Below are 18,148 nucleotides of genomic sequence, written 5' to 3' on the forward strand. Positions count from 1 at the left end.
GAAATATGTCAAAAAAAATTCCCCTAAAAAACCGCTTGAGAGCTGATTTTACAAAAACCCCAACAGATTTAGAAGTCCCTAATTTATTATTATTACAACGAGACAGCTATGATTCTTTCTTGTATTCCAAAGATGGCAAAGAGAGCGGGATTGAAAAGGTTTTTAAATCCATTTTCCCTATCCAAGATGAACATAACCGCATTACTTTAGAATACGCGGGTTGCGAATTTGGCAAGTCTAAATACACCGTTAGAGAAGCGATGGAAAGGGGCATTACCTACTCTATCCCGCTTAAAATTAAAGTGCGCTTGATCTTGTGGGAAAAAGATACCAAAAGTGGCGAAAAAAACGGCATCAAGGATATTAAAGAACAGAGCATTTTCATTCGTGAGATCCCTTTGATGACAGAACGCACTTCGTTTATTATTAATGGGGTGGAGCGCGTGGTGGTCAATCAGCTCCACAGAAGCCCCGGTGTGATTTTCAAAGAAGAAGAATCTAGCACTTCTTTAAACAAGCTCATTTACACAGGGCAAATCATCCCTGATAGGGGTTCGTGGTTGTATTTTGAATACGATTCTAAAGATGTTTTGTATGCTCGTATCAACAAGCGCCGTAAAGTGCCTGTTACCATTTTATTCAGGGCGATGGATTATCAAAAACAAGACATCATCAAAATGTTCTACCCGCTTGTTAAAGTGCGTTATGAAAACGATAAATATTTGATCCCGTTTGCTTCATTAGACGCTAATCAAAGAATGGAATTTGACTTGAAAGATCCTCAAGGCAAGGTTATTCTTTTAGCAGGAAAAAAGCTCACTTCAAGAAAGATTAAAGAGCTTAAAGAAAACCATTTAGAATGGGTGGAATACCCTATGGATATTTTAATCAATCGTCATTTAGCTGAGCCTGTTATGGTAGGGAAAGAAGTCTTATTGGACATGCTCACTCAGCTAGATAAAAACAGATTAGAAAAAATCCACGATTTAGGCGTGCAAGAATTTGTGATCATCAACGATCTAGCTTTAGGGCATGACGCTTCCATTATCCATTCTTTTTTGGCCGATTATGAGTCTTTGAAATTGCTCAAGCAAACTGAAAAGATTGATGATGAAAACGCTCTAGCGGCGATTCGTATCCATAAGGTTATGAAGCCAGGCGATCCCGTTACGACTGAGGTGGCTAAGCAGTTTGTCAAAAAACTTTTCTTTGATCCAGAACGCTATGATTTGACCATGGTGGGGCGCATGAAAATGAATCACAAGTTAGGCTTGCATGTGCCTGATTACATCACGACTTTAACGCATGAAGATATTATCACCACCGTTAAATACCTCATGAAAATCAAAAACAATCAGGGCAAGATTGATGACAGAGACCATTTGGGCAATCGTAGGATCAGGGCGGTAGGGGAACTATTGGCCAATGAATTGCATTCAGGCTTAGTGAAAATGCAAAAGACCATTAAAGACAAGCTCACTACCATGAGCGGGGCTTTTGATTCGCTCATGCCCCATGACTTGGTTAATTCTAAAATGATCACAAGCACCATCATGGAATTTTTCATGGGCGGTCAGCTCTCGCAATTCATGGATCAAACGAACCCTTTGAGTGAGGTTACGCACAAGCGCCGCCTTTCAGCACTCGGCGAAGGGGGGTTGGTGAAAGACAGGGTAGGGTTTGAAGCCAGGGATGTGCACCCCACGCATTATGGCCGAATTTGTCCCATTGAGACCCCAGAAGGTCAAAATATCGGTCTGATCAACACCCTTTCCACTTTCACAAGAGTGAATGATTTAGGCTTTATTGAAGCCCCTTATAAAAAGGTTGTGGATGGCAAAGTGGTGGGCGAGACGATTTATTTGACCGCTATTCAAGAAGACAGCCACATCATCGCTCCCGCAAGCACCCCCATTGATGAAGAGGGTAATATTTTGGGCGATTTGATTGAAACGCGCGTGGAAGGCGAAATCGTTTTAAACGAAAAAAGCAAAGTAACCTTAATGGATTTAAGCTCTAGCATGCTAGTAGGGGTCGCCGCATCGCTCATTCCTTTCTTAGAGCATGATGACGCCAACCGCGCCTTAATGGGGACTAACATGCAGCGCCAAGCGGTGCCCTTATTAAGAAGCGACGCTCCCATTGTAGGCACAGGGATTGAAAAAATTATCGCTAGGGATTCTTGGGGAGCGATCAAAGCCAATCGTGCAGGCGTTGTAGAAAAAATTGATGCTAAAAATATTTATATTTTAGGCGAAGGCAAAGAAGAGGCCTATATTGATGCGTATTCTTTGCAAAAAAACTTGCGCACCAACCAAAACACCAGTTTCAATCAAGTCCCTATCGTTAAGGTGGGCGATAAAGTGGAAGCCGGGCAAATCATCGCTGATGGCCCTAGCATGGATAGGGGCGAGTTAGCGTTAGGGAAAAATGTGCGCGTGGCGTTCATGCCTTGGAATGGCTATAACTTTGAAGACGCCATCGTGGTGAGTGAGCGCATCACTAAAGACGATGTTTTCACTTCCACCCACATTTATGAAAAAGAAGTGGATGCTAGGGAGCTTAAGCATGGTGCGGAAGAATTTACCGCTGATATTCCTGATGTGAAAGAAGAAGCGCTCGCTCATCTTGATAAAAGCGGGATCGTTAAAGTGGGCACTTATGTGAGCGCTGGCATGATTTTAGTGGGCAAGACTTCTCCTAAAGGCGAGATTAAAAGCACGCCTGAAGAGCGGCTTTTAAGGGCTATTTTTGGGGATAAAGCTGGGCATGTGGTCAATAAGAGTTTGTATTGCCCTCCCAGTTTGGAAGGCACGGTGATTGACGTGAAGGTCTTCACTAAAAAAGGCTATGAGAAAGACGCGCGGGTTTTGAGCGCGTATGAAGAGGAAAAAGCCAAGCTTGATATGGAGCATTTTGACCGCTTGACCATGCTCAATAGAGAAGAATTGTTGCGCGTTAGCTCGCTCCTTTCTCAAGCGATTTTAGAAGAGCCTTTCAGCCATAACGGCAAGGATTATAAAGAAGGCGATCAAATCCCTAAAGAAGAAATCGCTTCAATCAACCGCTTCACTTTGGCTAGTTTAGTCAAAAAGTATTCTAAAGAAGTGCAAAACCACTATGAAATCACTAAAAACAATTTCTTAGAGCAAAAGAAAGTCTTGGGCGAAGAGCATGAAGAAAAGCTTTCTATTTTAGAAAAAGATGATATTTTGCCTAATGGCGTGATCAAAAAAGTCAAGCTCTATATCGCTACAAAACGAAAGCTTAAAGTGGGCGATAAAATGGCAGGAAGGCATGGGAATAAAGGGATTGTGTCTAATATCGTGCCGGTTGCGGATATGCCTTATACCGCTGATGGCGAGCCTGTAGATATTGTCTTAAACCCTTTAGGCGTGCCAAGCCGCATGAATATCGGGCAGATTTTAGAAATGCATTTAGGCTTAGTGGGGAAAGAGTTTGGGAAACAAATCGCTAGCATGCTAGAGGATAAAACCAGAGATTTTGCCAAAGAATTGCGCGCTAAAATGCTAGAAATCGCTAACGCCATTAATGAAAAAGACCCCTTGACAATCCATGTTCTTGAGAATTGCTCTGATGAAGAGCTTTTGGAATACGCCAAAGATTGGAGCAAGGGCGTTAAGATGGCTATCCCTGTGTTTGAAGGCATCTCGCAAGAAAAATTTTATAAGCTGTTTGAATTAGCTAAGATCGCTATGGATGGCAAAATGGATCTGTATGACGGGCGCACAGGCGAAAAGATGAGAGAGCGCGTGAATGTGGGCTACATGTATATGATCAAACTCCACCATTTAGTGGATGAAAAAGTCCATGCCAGAAGCACGGGCCCTTATAGCTTGGTAACGCACCAGCCTGTGGGGGGTAAAGCGCTCTTTGGGGGTCAAAGGTTTGGGGAAATGGAAGTGTGGGCGCTAGAAGCTTATGGCGCAGCGCACACTCTAAAAGAAATGCTCACCATTAAATCCGATGACATTAGGGGTAGGGAGAACGCTTATAGGGCTATCGCTAAAGGTGAGCAAGTGGGCGAGAGTGAAATCCCTGAGACTTTCTATGTCTTGACTAAAGAATTGCAATCGCTCGCTTTGGATATTAATATTTTTGGGGACGATGTGGATGAAGATGGAGCACCTAAACCCATTGTCATTAAAGAAGATGACAGGCCTAAAGACTTTAGCTCTTTCCAGCTCACTCTAGCCAGCCCTGAAAAAATCCATTCTTGGAGTTATGGGGAAGTTAAAAAGCCAGAAACGATCAATTACCGCACCCTAAAACCTGAACGAGACGGCTTGTTTTGCATGAAAATCTTTGGCCCCACTAAAGATTATGAATGCTTGTGCGGTAAATACAAAAAGCCTCGCTTCAAAGACATTGGCACATGCGAAAAATGCGGCGTGGCGATCACGCACTCCAAAGTCAGGCGTTTTAGAATGGGGCATATTGAATTAGCCACTCCTGTAGCGCATATCTGGTATGTCAATTCCTTGCCTAGCCGTATCGGCACGCTTTTAGGCGTTAAGATGAAAGACTTAGAGCGCGTGTTGTATTATGAAGCTTATATCGTTAAAGAGCCAGGCGAAGCCGCTTATGACAATGAAGGCGCTAAGCTTGTGATGAAATACGATATTTTGAATGAAGAGCAGTATCAAAATATCTCACGAAGATACGAAGACAGGGGCTTTGTAGCGCAAATGGGCGGCCAAGCGATCAAGGATTTGCTAGAAGAAATTGATTTGATCACCTTATTGCAGAGTTTGAAAGAAGAAGTGAAAGACACTAATTCTGATGCGAAAAAGAAAAAACTCATTAAGCGTTTGAAAGTGGTAGAAAGCTTTTTAAATTCTGGTAACAGGCCTGAGTGGATGATGCTCACGGTTTTACCGGTATTGCCACCGGATTTAAGGCCTTTAGTCGCGCTAGATGGCGGGAAATTTGCGGTCAGCGATGTGAATGAATTGTATCGTCGTGTCATCAATCGTAACCAACGTTTGAAACGCTTAATGGAGCTTGGGGCGCCAGAAATCATTGTGCGCAATGAAAAAAGGATGTTGCAAGAAGCCGTGGATGTGCTTTTTGATAACGGCCGCAGCACCAATGCGGTTAAAGGGGCTAACAAGCGCCCTTTAAAATCGCTCAGTGAAATCATTAAAGGCAAGCAAGGGCGTTTCAGGCAAAACCTTTTAGGTAAGCGCGTGGATTTTTCAGGCAGAAGCGTGATTGTGGTTGGGCCTAATCTTAAAATGGATGAATGCGGGTTGCCTAAAAACATGGCGTTAGAACTCTTCAAACCGCATTTGTTATCCAAGCTTGAAGAGAGGGGCTATGCCACCACGCTCAAACAAGCTAAACGCATGATTGAGCAAAAAAGCAATGAAGTGTGGGAGTGCTTGCAAGAAATCACAGAGGGGTATCCGGTGCTACTCAACCGCGCTCCTACCTTACACAAGCAATCCATTCAAGCGTTCCATCCAAAGCTTATTGACGGCAAAGCGATCCAATTGCACCCGTTAGTGTGCTCAGCGTTTAACGCCGATTTTGACGGGGATCAAATGGCGGTGCATGTGCCTTTAAGCCAGGAAGCGATCGCTGAATGCAAGGTGCTCATGCTAAGCTCTATGAATATCCTTTTACCCGCTAGCGGTAAAGCCGTAGCCATTCCTAGCCAGGATATGGTTTTAGGGCTTTATTATCTTTCTTTAGAAAAGAGCGGGGTCAAGGGCGAGCATAAGCTTTTTTCTAGCGTGAATGAAATCATCACCGCTATTGATACGAAAGAATTAGACATCCACGCAAAGATTAGGGTTTTAGATCAAGGGAATATTATCTCTACGAGCACGGGGCGCATGATCATTAAGTCCATTTTGCCTGATTTTATCCCTACGGATTTGTGGAACAGACCCATGAAGAAAAAAGATATTGGCGTGCTTGTGGATTATGTGCATAAAGTCGGCGGTATCGGTATTACTGCAACCTTTTTGGATAATTTGAAAACGCTTGGCTTTAGGTATGCGACTAAGGCTGGTATTTCTATCTCTATGGAAGATATTATCACGCCAAAAGACAAGCAAAAAATGGTGGAAAAAGCCAAAGTAGAGGTTAAAAAAATCCAGCAACAATACGATCAAGGGTTGCTCACTGACCAAGAGCGTTACAATAAGATCATTGACACTTGGACTGAAGTCAATGACAAAATGAGTAAAGAAATGATGACCGCTATCGCAAAAGATAAAGAGGGCTTTAACTCTATTTATATGATGGCAGATAGCGGTGCAAGGGGGAGCGCGGCGCAAATCCGTCAGCTTTCAGCGATGAGGGGTCTCATGACAAAGCCGGACGGCAGTATCATTGAAACGCCCATTATTTCTAACTTTAAAGAGGGGTTGAATGTCTTAGAATACTTTAACTCCACGCATGGCGCTAGAAAGGGCTTAGCGGATACAGCGCTAAAAACCGCAAATGCGGGATATTTGACAAGAAAACTCATTGATGTTTCGCAAAATGTCAAGGTGGTGTCTGATGATTGCGGCACGCATGAAGGGATTGAAATCACGGATATTGCGGTGGGGAGTGAATTGATCGAGCCTTTAGAAGAGCGTATTTTTGGGCGCGTTTTATTAGAAGATGTGATCGATCCCATTACGAATGAAATCTTGCTTTATGCGGACACTTTGATTGATGAAGAGGGCGCTAAAAAGGTGGTTGAAGCCGGGATTAAATCCATTACGATCCGCACCCCAGTAACTTGTAAGGCGCCAAAGGGCGTGTGCGCGAAATGCTATGGTTTGAATTTAGGCGAAGGCAAGATGAGTTATCCGGGTGAAGCGGTGGGCGTGGTAGCCGCGCAATCTATCGGGGAGCCTGGAACGCAGCTCACTTTAAGGACTTTCCATGTGGGCGGAACAGCGAGCAGGAGTCAGGATGAGCGCGAAATTGTAGCGAGCAAAGAAGGTTTTGTGCGTTTTTATAACCTTAGGACTTACACGAACAAAGAGGGTAAAAACATTATCGCTAACCGCCGTAACGCTTCTATTTTAGTGGTAGAGCCTAAGATTAAAGCGCCTTTTGATGGGGAATTACGCATTGAAACGGTCTATGAAGAAGTCGTTGTGAGCGTGAAAAATGGCGATCAAGAAGCTAAATTTGTTTTAAGGAGAAGCGATATTGTCAAGCCAAGCGAATTAGCCGGCGTTGGCGGTAAGATTGAGGGGAAAGTGTATTTGCCTTATGCTAGTGGACATAAGGTGCATAAGGGGGGAAGTATCGCTGATATTATCCAAGAGGGCTGGAATGTGCCTAATCGCATCCCTTATGCGAGCGAATTGCTAGTCAAGGATAACGACCCTATCGCGCAAGATGTGTATGCCAAAGAAAAAGGCGCAATCAAATACTATGTTTTAGAGGCTAACCATTTAGAGCGCACCCATGGGATCAAAAAGGGCGATATGGTGAGCGAAAAAGGCTTGTTTGCGGTGATAGCTGACGATAATGGTAGGGAAGCCGCTCGCCATTATATCGCTAGGGGTTCTGAGATCTTGATTGATGATAATAGTGAAGTGAACGCTAATAGCGTGATTTCTAAACCCACGACTAACACTTTCAAAACGATTGCCACATGGGATCCTTACAACACCCCTATCATTGCGGACTTTAAAGGTAAGGTGAATTTTGTGGATGTTATCGCAGGGGTTACGGTCGCTGAAAAAGAAGACGAGAATACCGGTATCACCAATTTAGTGGTGAATGATTACATTCCAAGCGGATACAAACCAAGCTTGTTTTTAGAGGGGGTTGATGGCGAAGAAGCGCGTTATTTCCTAGAGCCAAAAACTTCTATCGCTATTAGCGATGGCTCTAGCGTGGAGCAGGCTGAAGTGTTAGCGAAAATCCCTAAAGCGACCGTTAAATCCAGGGATATTACTGGGGGTCTCCCAAGGGTTTCTGAACTCTTTGAAGCGAGAAAACCCAAGCCTAAAGATGTGGCGATCCTTTCTGAAGTGGATGGGATTGTGAGTTTTGGCAAACCCATTCGCAATAAAGAACACATCATCGTAACTTCTAAAGATGGCCGTTCCATGGATTATTTTGTGGATAAAGGCAAGCAAATTTTAGTGCATGCCGATGAATTTGTGCATGCAGGAGAGGCGATGACGGATGGAGTAATTTCAAGCCATGATATTTTAAGGATCAGTGGCGAAAAAGAGCTTTATAAATACATTGTGAGCGAAGTCCAGCAAGTGTATCGCAGGCAGGGGGTAAGCATTGCCGACAAGCACATTGAAATCATTGTCTCTCAAATGCTAAGGCAAGTGCGCATTTTAGACAGCGGGGATAGCAAGTTTATTGAAGGGGATTTAGTCAGTAAAAAACTCTTCAAAGAAGAAAACGCTCGTGTGATCGCTTTAAAAGGCGAGCCAGCGATTGCTGAACCGGTGCTTTTAGGGATCACCAGAGCGGCTATTGGGAGCGATAGCATCATTTCAGCGGCCTCTTTTCAAGAAACGACTAAAGTTTTAACAGAAGCCAGTATCGCTATGAAAAAAGACTTTTTAGAGGATTTGAAAGAGAATGTGGTGTTGGGGAGGATGATCCCTGTGGGAACGGGCATGTATAAAAATAAAAAAATCGTGCTGAGAACGCTTGAAGATGGCCCTAAATTTTGACAAAAAAATCGGTTAAGATTTTTAAAAGAAAAATTAGGGTAAAATGGGGGAACTTTTAGTTTTAAATTTTTAGAATAAGGAAAAATAGTGCCTACTATCAACCAGTTGATTAGAAAAGAAAGGAAAAAGGTGGTTAAAAAAACGAAATCACCTGCATTAGTGGAATGCCCTCAAAGAAGAGGGGTTTGTACTAGGGTTTATACGACTACCCCTAAAAAGCCTAACTCGGCTTTAAGAAAGGTCGCTAAGGTCCGTTTGACCAGTAAATTTGAAGTGATCAGTTACATCCCTGGTGAAGGGCATAACTTGCAAGAACACTCCATTGTGTTAGTGCGTGGGGGTAGGGTTAAGGATTTACCCGGTGTGAAATACCACATCGTTCGTGGTGCTTTAGACACTGCAGGGGTCAATAAAAGAACGGTTTCACGCTCTAAATACGGGACTAAAAAAGCTAAAGCAACCGACAAGAAAGCAACAGACAGCAAGAAAAAATAAGAGGAAAACAAAAACATGAGAAGAAGAAAAGCACCCGTTAGGGAGGTTTTGGGCGATCCTGTTTATGGGAACAAAGTGGTTACCAAGTTTATCAACAAGATGATGTTCGACGGCAAGAAAAGCGTGGCGGAAAAAATCATCTACAAAGCTTTTAATAAGATTGAAGAAAAAAGCGGTGAAAAAGGGATTGAAGTGTTTGAAAAAGCCCTAGAAAGAGTGCGTCCTTTAGTGGAAGTACGCAGCAGAAGAGTGGGTGGGGCTACCTATCAAGTGCCGGTAGAAGTGAGGGCGAGCCGCCAGCAGTCGCTATCTATTCGTTGGATTTTAGAAGCGACCAGAAAACGCAATGAAAGAATGATGGTGGATAGATTGGCTAACGAACTTATGGATGCGGCTAGCGATAAGGGTGCGGCTTTTAAGAAAAAAGAAGATGTGCATAAAATGGCAGAAGCGAATAAAGCGTTCGCGCACTACCGCTGGTAATTGGAGTTAGAATGGCTAGAAAAACCCCATTAAATAGGATTAGGAATATCGGTATCGCCGCTCACATTGATGCTGGGAAAACCACCACTTCTGAAAGGATTTTATTCTATACAGGCGTGAGCCATAAGATTGGCGAAGTGCATGACGGTGCGGCGACAATGGATTGGATGGAGCAAGAAAAAGAAAGAGGGATCACTATCACTTCTGCGGCAACGACTTGCTTTTGGAAGGATCACCAAATCAATTTGATTGACACTCCAGGGCATGTGGATTTCACTATTGAAGTGGAGCGATCCATGCGCGTGCTAGATGGCGCGGTTTCGGTGTTTTGCTCGGTGGGTGGCGTGCAGCCTCAAAGCGAGACCGTGTGGCGTCAAGCGAATAAATACGGCGTGCCTAGGATTGTTTTTGTCAATAAAATGGATAGGATTGGGGCGAATTTCTATAATGTGGAAAACCAGATCAAGCAACGCTTGAAAGCTAATCCTGTGCCTATTAATATCCCTATTGGGGCTGAAGACACTTTCATTGGCGTGATTGATTTAGTCCAAATGAAAGCGATTGTTTGGAATAATGAAACCATGGGAGCCAAATACGATGTGGAAGAAATCCCTAGCGATTTGTTAGAAAAGGCTAAAGAATACCGAGAAAAGCTTGTGGAAGCCGTAGCCGAGCAAGATGAAGCCTTAATGGAAAAGTATTTGGGCGGTGAGGAATTAAGCGTTGAAGAGATCAAAAAAGGCATTAAAACAGGTTGTTTGAACATGAGCCTTGTCCCCATGCTTTGTGGTTCTTCTTTTAAAAATAAGGGCGTGCAGACTTTATTAGATGCAGTGATTGACTACTTGCCAGCGCCCACAGAGGTTGTGGATATTAGGGGGATTGATCCAAAGAGCGAAGAAGAAGTTTTTGTGAAGTCCAGCGATGATGGCGAGTTTGCCGGCTTGGCGTTTAAAATCATGACGGATCCTTTTGTGGGCCAACTCACTTTTGTGCGCGTGTATCGCGGCAAGCTAGAGTCCGGTAGCTATGTGTATAACTCCACCAAAGACAAAAAAGAGCGCGTGGGAAGACTCCTTAAAATGCACTCTAATAAGAGAGAAGACATTAAAGAAGTTTATGCGGGTGAGATTTGCGCGTTCGTGGGCTTGAAAGACACGCTGACTGGGGACACGCTTTGCGATGAAAAGAACGCCGTCGTTTTAGAGAGGATGGAATTTCCTGAGCCAGTCATTCACATCGCTGTGGAGCCTAAAACGAAAGCAGACCAGGAAAAAATGGGCGTAGCGTTAGGCAAGCTTGCTGAAGAAGATCCAAGCTTTAGGGTGATGACTCAAGAAGAAACCGGGCAAACTCTCATTGGCGGTATGGGTGAATTGCACCTAGAAATCATTGTGGATAGGTTGAAGAGAGAATTTAAGGTGGAAGCTGAAATCGGTCAGCCGCAAGTCGCCTTTAGAGAGACTATCCGCTCAAGCGTGAGCAAAGAGCATAAATACGCTAAGCAAAGCGGTGGTCGTGGGCAATACGGGCATGTATTTATCAAGCTTGAGCCTAAAGAGCCTGGCAGTGGGTATGAATTTGTGAATGAAATTTCTGGGGGCGTGATCCCTAAAGAATATATCCCTGCGGTGGATAAGGGTATCCAAGAAGCGATGCAAAATGGCGTTTTGGCAGGCTATCCGGTGGTGGATTTTAAAGTTACCCTTTATGATGGGAGCTACCATGATGTGGATTCTTCAGAAATGGCGTTTAAAATCGCTGGATCTATGGCGTTTAAAGAAGCGAGTCGCACGGCTAACCCGGTTTTATTAGAGCCTATGATGAAAGTGGAAGTGGAAGTCCCTGAAGAATACATGGGCGATGTGATTGGCGATCTCAATAGAAGAAGAGGGCAAATCAATTCTATGGACGACCGATTAGGCTTGAAAATCGTGAATGCCTTTGTGCCGTTGGTGGAAATGTTTGGTTATTCTACGGATTTACGATCAGCGACTCAAGGGCGTGGGACTTACTCTATGGAGTTTGACCATTATGGCGAAGTGCCTAGCAATATCGCCAAGGAAATTGTAGAAAAACGCAAAGGCTGATTTTATCATAACACTCTTTTAAAAAGGGTGTTGCACGATTTAAACTTTCTCTTTTTTATAAAAAGACTTTTTAGGTAGGTTTATTCTCTTAATGAGCCTTTCTTTTAATTCGCTATAAAATTGCTTTTTGGCTTTATTCTCATCAAATAGAGGTAACTAAAACTTTTTGATTTTTAAAAATGGGGTTTTTGGCTTAATCGTTTAGATTTTATTTCATGCTGCAATTCGTTTTCTTAAAGGGTAGGGGGGGTATTTTTGCGGCAATGCCCTTTAAAAATCCCCCTAGCTCATAGACTGCCTGCAAGAAATTTCATTTGATGAGCGACAAAGTCTTTTGTGTTCAAAAAACGCTTTTTGGCATTTTTCAAATTCTTATAATCAATTTTTTATTAAAACAAAGCCTTGTTAAAATGCCTTAAAAAATTTGTTAGGGAGAAAACACACTAACAAATAAAAAGAACGCTTCAATCTTTTTTAAAAAGCCAACGCAATATAAATACCCAATAATTTTATTTATCCACCATTTTATTGATTCTTTCAGGGTAGCGAGCCCCTTCTATTTTGATTGCAGCCAATTCTTTTTGGAAAACCTCCAATTCTTTTTGACTCCAAGAAACTTGCAAAGCCCCTATATTTTCTATGAGCCTGGATTCTTTGGTGGTGCCAAAGAGAGGGACAATGATTTTTTGGGTGTGCAAAATCCATGAGAGAGCCAGTTGGGCTGGTGTAACGCCTTTAGCGTGTGCATGATCTTGGATCAATTCCACTAAAGCGTAATTTTTGGCTAGATTTTCTTGATTGAATCTGGGAGAAACGCTTCTAAAATCTTCACTAGCAAAGGTGGCATTTTTTTCAAATTTCGCACCTAAAAACCCTTTACCCAAAGGCGAAAAGGCGACAAAGCCAATTTTTTCTTTTTCTAAAAATCCTAAGATCTCTTTTTCAGGTTCGCGCCACCACAAGGAATATTCGCTCTGCAACGCGCTTAAAGGGCAAATTTGATGGGCTTTTTGGATGCTAGATAACCCTGCTTCACTCATCCCCCAAGCTTTAATTTTTCCCTCTTTAATAAGAGTTTGCATAACTTCTGCCACTTCTTCTATAGGCGTGTTAGTATCCACACGGTGCTGGTAGTATAAATCAATGCATTCTACTTTTAAGCGTTTCAAACTCCCCTCAACAGCGCTCTTAATGCGGTTAGGACTGGAGTCTAAAAACATAGTTGCGTATTTGTCATTAGGATTTGCGTAGTAAATCCCAAACTTGCTCGCTACCACAACCTTGTCCCTAAAAGGCTTGATCGCTTCGCCTAAAAGCTCTTCATTATCTTCCCCATAAGCCTCTGCAGTGTCAAAAAAGTTAATACCCAATTCCAAAGCCTTATGGATAAGTTTAACCATCTGCTTTTTATCATGGACTTCCCCATACCCATAAGTCATGCCCATGCACCCTAAGGCTAGAGCGCTCACTTTTAAAGGGCCTAAATGACGCTGTTGCATACAAACTCCTTGATTTTATGTTGGGTTTTCAGTATAACCACAATCTTAATTTTTGTCAAATTTTCTAAAACCAGAGATAATTTAGTTTTTTAAGACAGAAAAACCACCAAAATCATCAAAAATTTGATTGGTTTCTATTCATTTACTTTTGAAAAATATAATTCTCTCGCTTTTAAAACCATCACAAGGAGTTTTCGTATGAAAAAGCAAATCTTGACAGGCGTTTTGTTATCAGTTTTAGCGGTGAGTTCTGCATACGCTCACAAAGACAAAAAAGACGCTAAAAAACCTGAGTTAAGCTCTCAATTAGTGGCTCACAAAGACAAAAAAGACGCTAAAAAACCTGAGTTAAGCTCTCAATTAGTGGCTCACAAAGACAAAAAAGACGCTAAAAAACCTAAAAACTCAGTGGCTTAAGGGCTTTTGACTCAAAAAAGCGTTTTTAAAAACGCTTTTTTGAATACTATTCTATCCATTTCTACCACTTTTTAAATTTCTGTATATAGATTTTTCAATTTTTGTCAATAGAGCCGTGTTTTTAAAAACATTAAAAAATAGATAAAGGGCGTTTAACCTTCTTCTAAAAGCGTAGAAGCGGTTTGAATAACTTCAAGGGGCGTGATGGATTTCATGCACAAATGGTTTCTTTCATTCTTTAAGGGGCAGACTCGTTTTTTGCAAGGCGAACAGCTTAAATGATGGTTTAATACAATGGCTTTTTGGGCTTTATAGGGGCTAGTTTCTTTTTCATCAGTGGGGCCAAAAAGAGCGATTAAGGGGGTTTGTGTGCCAGCAGCCACATGCATAGGGCCACTATCGTTAGTGATGAATAAATCTAAAGTAGCGATGCGCTCTATCAATTCTTCAATGCTGGTTTTCCCGCACAGATTATAAGCGTTATGGAATGATAAGGGGTTTTTCAACAAGCCTTTAACGGATTTTAAAATTTCTTCAGAAACGATAGCGTCTTCTTTAGCCCCAAAAAAATAAATTTCATGCCCTTTTTCTAACAAAGTAGCGGCGACTTCAGCGTAATAAGAAGCCAACCACCTTTTAGCACTCCCATAGCTTGCGCTAGGGTTAAAGCCGATTTTTTTAGGGGTGTTTGGGGTGTGAGCGGGGAGATTAAAGGCTAGTTTTAAGGGTAAAACGCTTTTTTGATCCAATTCTTTTTTTAAAAATTGCGAAAACAAAAAGCAATATTTTTCCACTTGATGATACTCTTTGGGGGCAGCAGTTATTGCGTGGCTAAGGAAAAAAGAACGAAAAAATTGAGCAAAACCGATGCGAACGGGCGTTTTTGTCACATAGAGCAAAAAAGCGGAATAAAAATGGTTGTTTAAGGTGATCGCTATGTCGCAACGCCCTATTTTTTGAGCGAGTTTGTAAGTGGCTAGTAGCCTGAAAAAGGATTTTTTGGTGTTGTCTGTAAAAACGGCTTCTATTTTTTCATCTTTTTTGAAAAGTTCGCAAGTGATTTGTGGGCCCACTAAGATAAAATGCGCGTTAGGGTAGTGGTGTTTAAGGGTGTAAAAAAGCGAACTTGCCATCACCCCATCGCCTAACCAATTAGGTAAACGCAATAAAATACGCATGCGTTTGGGCGCATTTACGCTCATCAATAGCCCTTTTTTAAAGATTTTAAGCTAAAATTTTAGCATACAAATACAAGGAAATGGAATGATTACCCCTAAAGTGTTGAGCGGGTTTAAAGACCGCTTGCCTAAAGATGCGATACAAAAAGCCCAATTGCTCGCTAAAGTTTCAGTCGTGTTTCAAAGTTTTGGTTTTGTGCCGATTGAAACCCCTCATTTGGAATACGCTGAAGCGCTACTACCTGATGCGAGCAGCGATATTCAAAAAGAAATTTATCGTTTTAAAGACCATGGGGATAGGGATGTGGCTTTAAGGTTTGATTTGACCGTGCCATTAGCCCGCTTTGTCTCTTTGCACCACCAAATATTAGGCATGCCCTTTAAACGCTACGCTATAGGCAATGTCTTTAGAGGCGAAAGGGCGCAAAAAGGGCGTTATAGGGAATTTACGCAATGCGATTTTGATTTTATAGGGAGCGAGAGCTTAGTATGCGATGCTGAAATCATTCAAGTGATCATCGCTTCCTTAAAAGCCTTGGATTTAGAAGATTTTTGCGTTTCTATCAACCACAGAAAAATTTTGAACGGGATATGCGAATATTTTGGGATCTCTCAAGTGAATGAAGTGTTGCGCATTGTGGATAAATTGGAAAAAATTGGCTTGAATGGGGTTGAAGAGGAATTAAAAAAAGAGTGCGATTTGAATTCAAACACCATTAAAGAGCTTTTAGAAATGGTTCAAATCCAACAAAACGATTTGAGCCATGCGGAATTTTTTGAAAAAATTGCTTATTTGAAAGACTATAATGAAAATCTAAAAAAGGGCATACAGGATTTAGAAAGGCTATACCAGTTGCTAGGGGATTTACAAATTTCTCAAAACCTGTATAAAATTGATTTTTCTATCGCTAGGGGGTTAGGGTATTATACGGGGATTGTGTATGAAACCACGCTTAATGATATGAAGTCTTTAGGGAGCGTGTGTTCAGGGGGCCGTTATGATCATTTGACTAAAAATTTTTCTAAAGAAAATTTACAAGGGGTAGGGGCTTCTATTGGGATTGATCGATTGATTGTGGCTTTGAGTGAAATGCAATTATTAGACGAGCGCTCCACCCAAGCCAAAGTCTTAATCGCTTGCATGCATGAAGAGTATTTTTCTTACGCCAACCGCTTAGCGGAGTCTTTAAGGCAAAGCGGTATTTTTAGCGAAGTCTATCCAGAAGCTCAAAAAATCAAAAAACCCTTTTCTTATGCCAACCATAAAGGGCATGAGTTTGTGGTTATTATTGGCGAAGAAGAATTTAAAAGCGAAACCTTAAGCTTGAAAAACATGCATTCAGGCATGCAGTTGAATTGCTTGAGTTTTTTAAAAGCCCTTGAAATCATTGGAGAAAACGATGAAGACTTATAATGTCGCTATTGTTGGGGCCAGTGGGGCGGTAGGCCAAGAGCTGATTAAAGGTTTAGAAAATTCTTTTTTCCCAATTAAAAAATTTGTCCCGCTCGCTAGCACTAGGAGTGCTGGTAAAAAGATCAAAGCTTTCAATAAAGACTATGAAATTTTAGAAACCACGCATGAAGTTTTTGAAAAAGAAAAAATAGACATCGCCTTTTTTAGCGCTGGGGGGAGCGTGAGCGAAGAATTTGCCACAAGCGCTGCAAAAACGGCCTTAGTGGTTGATAACACGAGCTTTTTTAGATTGCATAAAGATGTACCTTTAGTCGTGCCTGAAATCAACGCTAAAGAAATTTTTAACGCTCCTTTGAATATCATCGCTAACCCTAATTGCTCCACCATTCAAATGACGCAAATCTTAAACCCCTTACACCTTCATTTTAAGATAAAAAGCGTGATTGTTAGCACCTATCAGGCCGTGAGTGGGGCAGGAAATAAGGGCATAGAAAGTTTAAAAAATGAGCTAAAAACCGCATTAGAACATTTGGAAAAAGACCCCGCTATTGATTTAAACCAGGTTTTGCGAGCCGGGGCTTTCGCTTATCCGATCGCTTTCAATGCGATCGCTCATATTGATACTTTTAAGGAGAATGGCTACACGAAAGAAGAGCTGAAAATGGTGCATGAAACCCATAAAATCATGGGCGTGGATTTCCCTATCAGCGCGACTTGCGTGCGCGTGCCGGTATTGAGGAGCCATAGCGAGAGTTTGAGTATCGCTTTTGAAAAAGAATTCGATCTTAAAGAAGTCTATGAAGTTTTAAAAAACGCCCCTAGCGTGGTTGTTTGCGATGATCCTAGCTATAATCTCTACCCTACGCCCTTAAAAGCGAGCCACACGGATAGCGTCTTTATTGGACGCTTGAGGAAGGATTTGTTTGATAAGAAAACCTTGCACGGCTTTTGCGTGGCGGATCAATTAAGAGTGGGGGCAGCCACCAATGCGCTCAAAATCGCCATGCATTACATTAAGAACGCTTGAGTTTATTCAAAGATAACAAAGATGAATGCGCATGCACTTGAATTAAGGATAAGGATCAATCTAACCCAATCTCTAAAAAAGAGCTTTAAGTTACTAGGCTTGCGATGTTAAACCAGGGTGTAATTGAATTTCTCAAGGCTTGATTGAGAGAAATGCTAGTATTTGGTAGGTCAAAAGGAATGAAAGGCTTACACTCAAGCAGAGAGTGAATGTTTAGCTAGCGAGTTATTGCCTATTATCCCATTTAAAAGGGTGTGAGTTTAAGGTATAAAGGAAAACTTGTATCAAGTTTTATTGGAATGGATTAGAAAAATCTGATTGGATTGACCCTTACAATTTTCCAAACCCATCGTTTAATAGCGATTGAATATGACTATATACACTACAATAATAAGATTTTGATGGCTGAAATTGTTTTTTGAAAGGATTTAAATGCCTGTTATAAGAGTTTTAGTAATGCTTGCAACAATGATGATGAAATCAGTAAAAACGGCAAAAGAAAAGAAAGTTTTTAAGAATGTGGGAGTGTCTGTAATGGGGATTGCTTTTTGGGAAGCGATAAAAGACTCAATAAAAAAACAAATTAAAAAAAGCGATTGGATATGTGGGAATGTTAAGACTGCAGATGATTATTTAAAAACGCATCCTAACTCATGGTTTAATTCAGCAATAGGTGTAGCAACGATAACAACCATGCTTATGAATGTGTGTTTTGCTGATGACCAATCCAAAAAAGAAGTGGCTCAAGCTCAAAAGGAAGCTGAAAACGCTAGGGATAGAGCGAACAAGAGTGGGATAGAACTAGAACAAGAAGAGCAAAAGACAGAACAAGAAAAACAAAAGACAGAACAAGAAAAACAAAAGACA

Annotated in this window: 10 protein-coding genes; 8 read left to right on the forward strand and 2 right to left on the reverse strand. The window is 41.7% G+C overall.

Features of this window, described 5'->3' with window-relative positions; all coding sequences use genetic code 11:
* The first annotated feature begins 5 nt into the window (after positions 1-5).
* From EAL49_RS06780 to fusA, 4 genes are all read left to right on the forward strand, one after another.
* A complete protein-coding gene (locus tag EAL49_RS06780; RefSeq protein ID WP_120829576.1) occupies positions 6-8,678 on the forward strand; it encodes a DNA-directed RNA polymerase subunit beta/beta' in 8,673 nt (2,890 codons plus the stop codon).
* Positions 8,679-8,765: 87 nt separating this feature from the next.
* Positions 8,766-9,173, forward strand: coding sequence for a 30S ribosomal protein S12 (gene rpsL / locus EAL49_RS06785; protein ID WP_001142322.1), 408 nt, complete (start codon positions 8,766-8,768; stop codon positions 9,171-9,173).
* Positions 9,174-9,188: 15 nt separating this feature from the next.
* A complete protein-coding gene (gene rpsG, locus EAL49_RS06790; protein WP_001254357.1) occupies positions 9,189-9,656 on the forward strand; it encodes a 30S ribosomal protein S7 in 468 nt (155 codons plus the stop codon).
* Between the two features lie 11 nt (positions 9,657-9,667).
* On the forward strand, positions 9,668-11,746 hold the full coding sequence (fusA, locus tag EAL49_RS06795; protein ID WP_120829577.1) for an elongation factor G: 2,079 nt from the start codon (positions 9,668-9,670) through the stop codon (positions 11,744-11,746).
* Positions 11,747-12,255: 509 nt separating this feature from the next.
* Here the strand turns inward: fusA and EAL49_RS06800 are convergent.
* Positions 12,256-13,245 (reverse strand): aldo/keto reductase, encoded by a 990-nt coding sequence (locus EAL49_RS06800; RefSeq protein WP_120829578.1) that lies wholly within the window; start codon positions 13,243-13,245, stop codon positions 12,256-12,258.
* A gap of 198 nt (positions 13,246-13,443) precedes the next feature.
* Between EAL49_RS06800 and EAL49_RS06810 the strand changes: the two genes are divergently transcribed.
* Complete coding sequence (locus EAL49_RS06810; RefSeq protein ID WP_000744170.1) at positions 13,444-13,662, forward strand: hypothetical protein; 219 nt, start codon at positions 13,444-13,446, stop codon at positions 13,660-13,662.
* A gap of 152 nt (positions 13,663-13,814) precedes the next feature.
* Here EAL49_RS06810 and waaF read toward each other — a convergent pair whose 3' ends face one another.
* Positions 13,815-14,864, reverse strand: coding sequence for a lipopolysaccharide heptosyltransferase II (waaF, locus tag EAL49_RS06815; protein ID WP_120829579.1), 1,050 nt, complete (start codon positions 14,862-14,864; stop codon positions 13,815-13,817).
* A gap of 61 nt (positions 14,865-14,925) precedes the next feature.
* On the opposite strand from waaF, the gene hisS reads away from it, so the two are divergent.
* The 3 genes from hisS to EAL49_RS06830 form a co-directional block, all read left to right on the forward strand.
* Positions 14,926-16,254: a histidine--tRNA ligase gene (gene hisS, locus EAL49_RS06820; protein WP_100950366.1), complete on the forward strand. Its 1,329-nt coding sequence runs from the start codon at positions 14,926-14,928 to the stop codon at positions 16,252-16,254.
* Entirely contained in the window at positions 16,241-17,281 is a 1,041-nt protein-coding gene (asd, locus tag EAL49_RS06825; RefSeq protein WP_100950368.1) for an aspartate-semialdehyde dehydrogenase, read from the forward strand. Before hisS ends, asd begins: the two co-directional genes overlap by 14 nt.
* A 432-nt stretch (positions 17,282-17,713) precedes the next feature.
* Positions 17,714-18,148: DUF874 family protein (locus EAL49_RS06830; protein ID WP_120829580.1), on the forward strand; the 435-nt coding region annotated here is incomplete at its 3' end.

It is taken from the genome of Helicobacter pylori, from assembly GCF_003637665.1.
GTDB lineage: Bacteria > Campylobacterota > Campylobacteria > Campylobacterales > Helicobacteraceae > Helicobacter > Helicobacter pylori_CK.

What these genes read in the sequence shown, in the direction of transcription:
- EAL49_RS06780 (WP_120829576.1), top strand. Translation starts at nt 6, where the DNA reads ATGTCAAAAAAAATTCCCCTAAAAAACCGCTTGAGAGCTGATTTTACA.
- rpsG (WP_001254357.1), top strand. Translation starts at nt 9,189, where the DNA reads ATGAGAAGAAGAAAAGCACCCGTTAGGGAGGTTTTGGGCGATCCTGTT.
- fusA (WP_120829577.1), top strand. Translation starts at nt 9,668, where the DNA reads ATGGCTAGAAAAACCCCATTAAATAGGATTAGGAATATCGGTATCGCC.
- EAL49_RS06800 (WP_120829578.1), bottom strand. Translation starts at nt 13,245, where the DNA reads ATGCAACAGCGTCATTTAGGCCCTTTAAAAGTGAGCGCTCTAGCCTTA.
- EAL49_RS06810 (WP_000744170.1), top strand. Translation starts at nt 13,444, where the DNA reads ATGAAAAAGCAAATCTTGACAGGCGTTTTGTTATCAGTTTTAGCGGTG.
- waaF (WP_120829579.1), bottom strand. Translation starts at nt 14,864, where the DNA reads ATGAGCGTAAATGCGCCCAAACGCATGCGTATTTTATTGCGTTTACCT.
- hisS (WP_100950366.1), top strand. Translation starts at nt 14,926, where the DNA reads ATGATTACCCCTAAAGTGTTGAGCGGGTTTAAAGACCGCTTGCCTAAA.
- asd (WP_100950368.1), top strand. Translation starts at nt 16,241, where the DNA reads ATGAAGACTTATAATGTCGCTATTGTTGGGGCCAGTGGGGCGGTAGGC.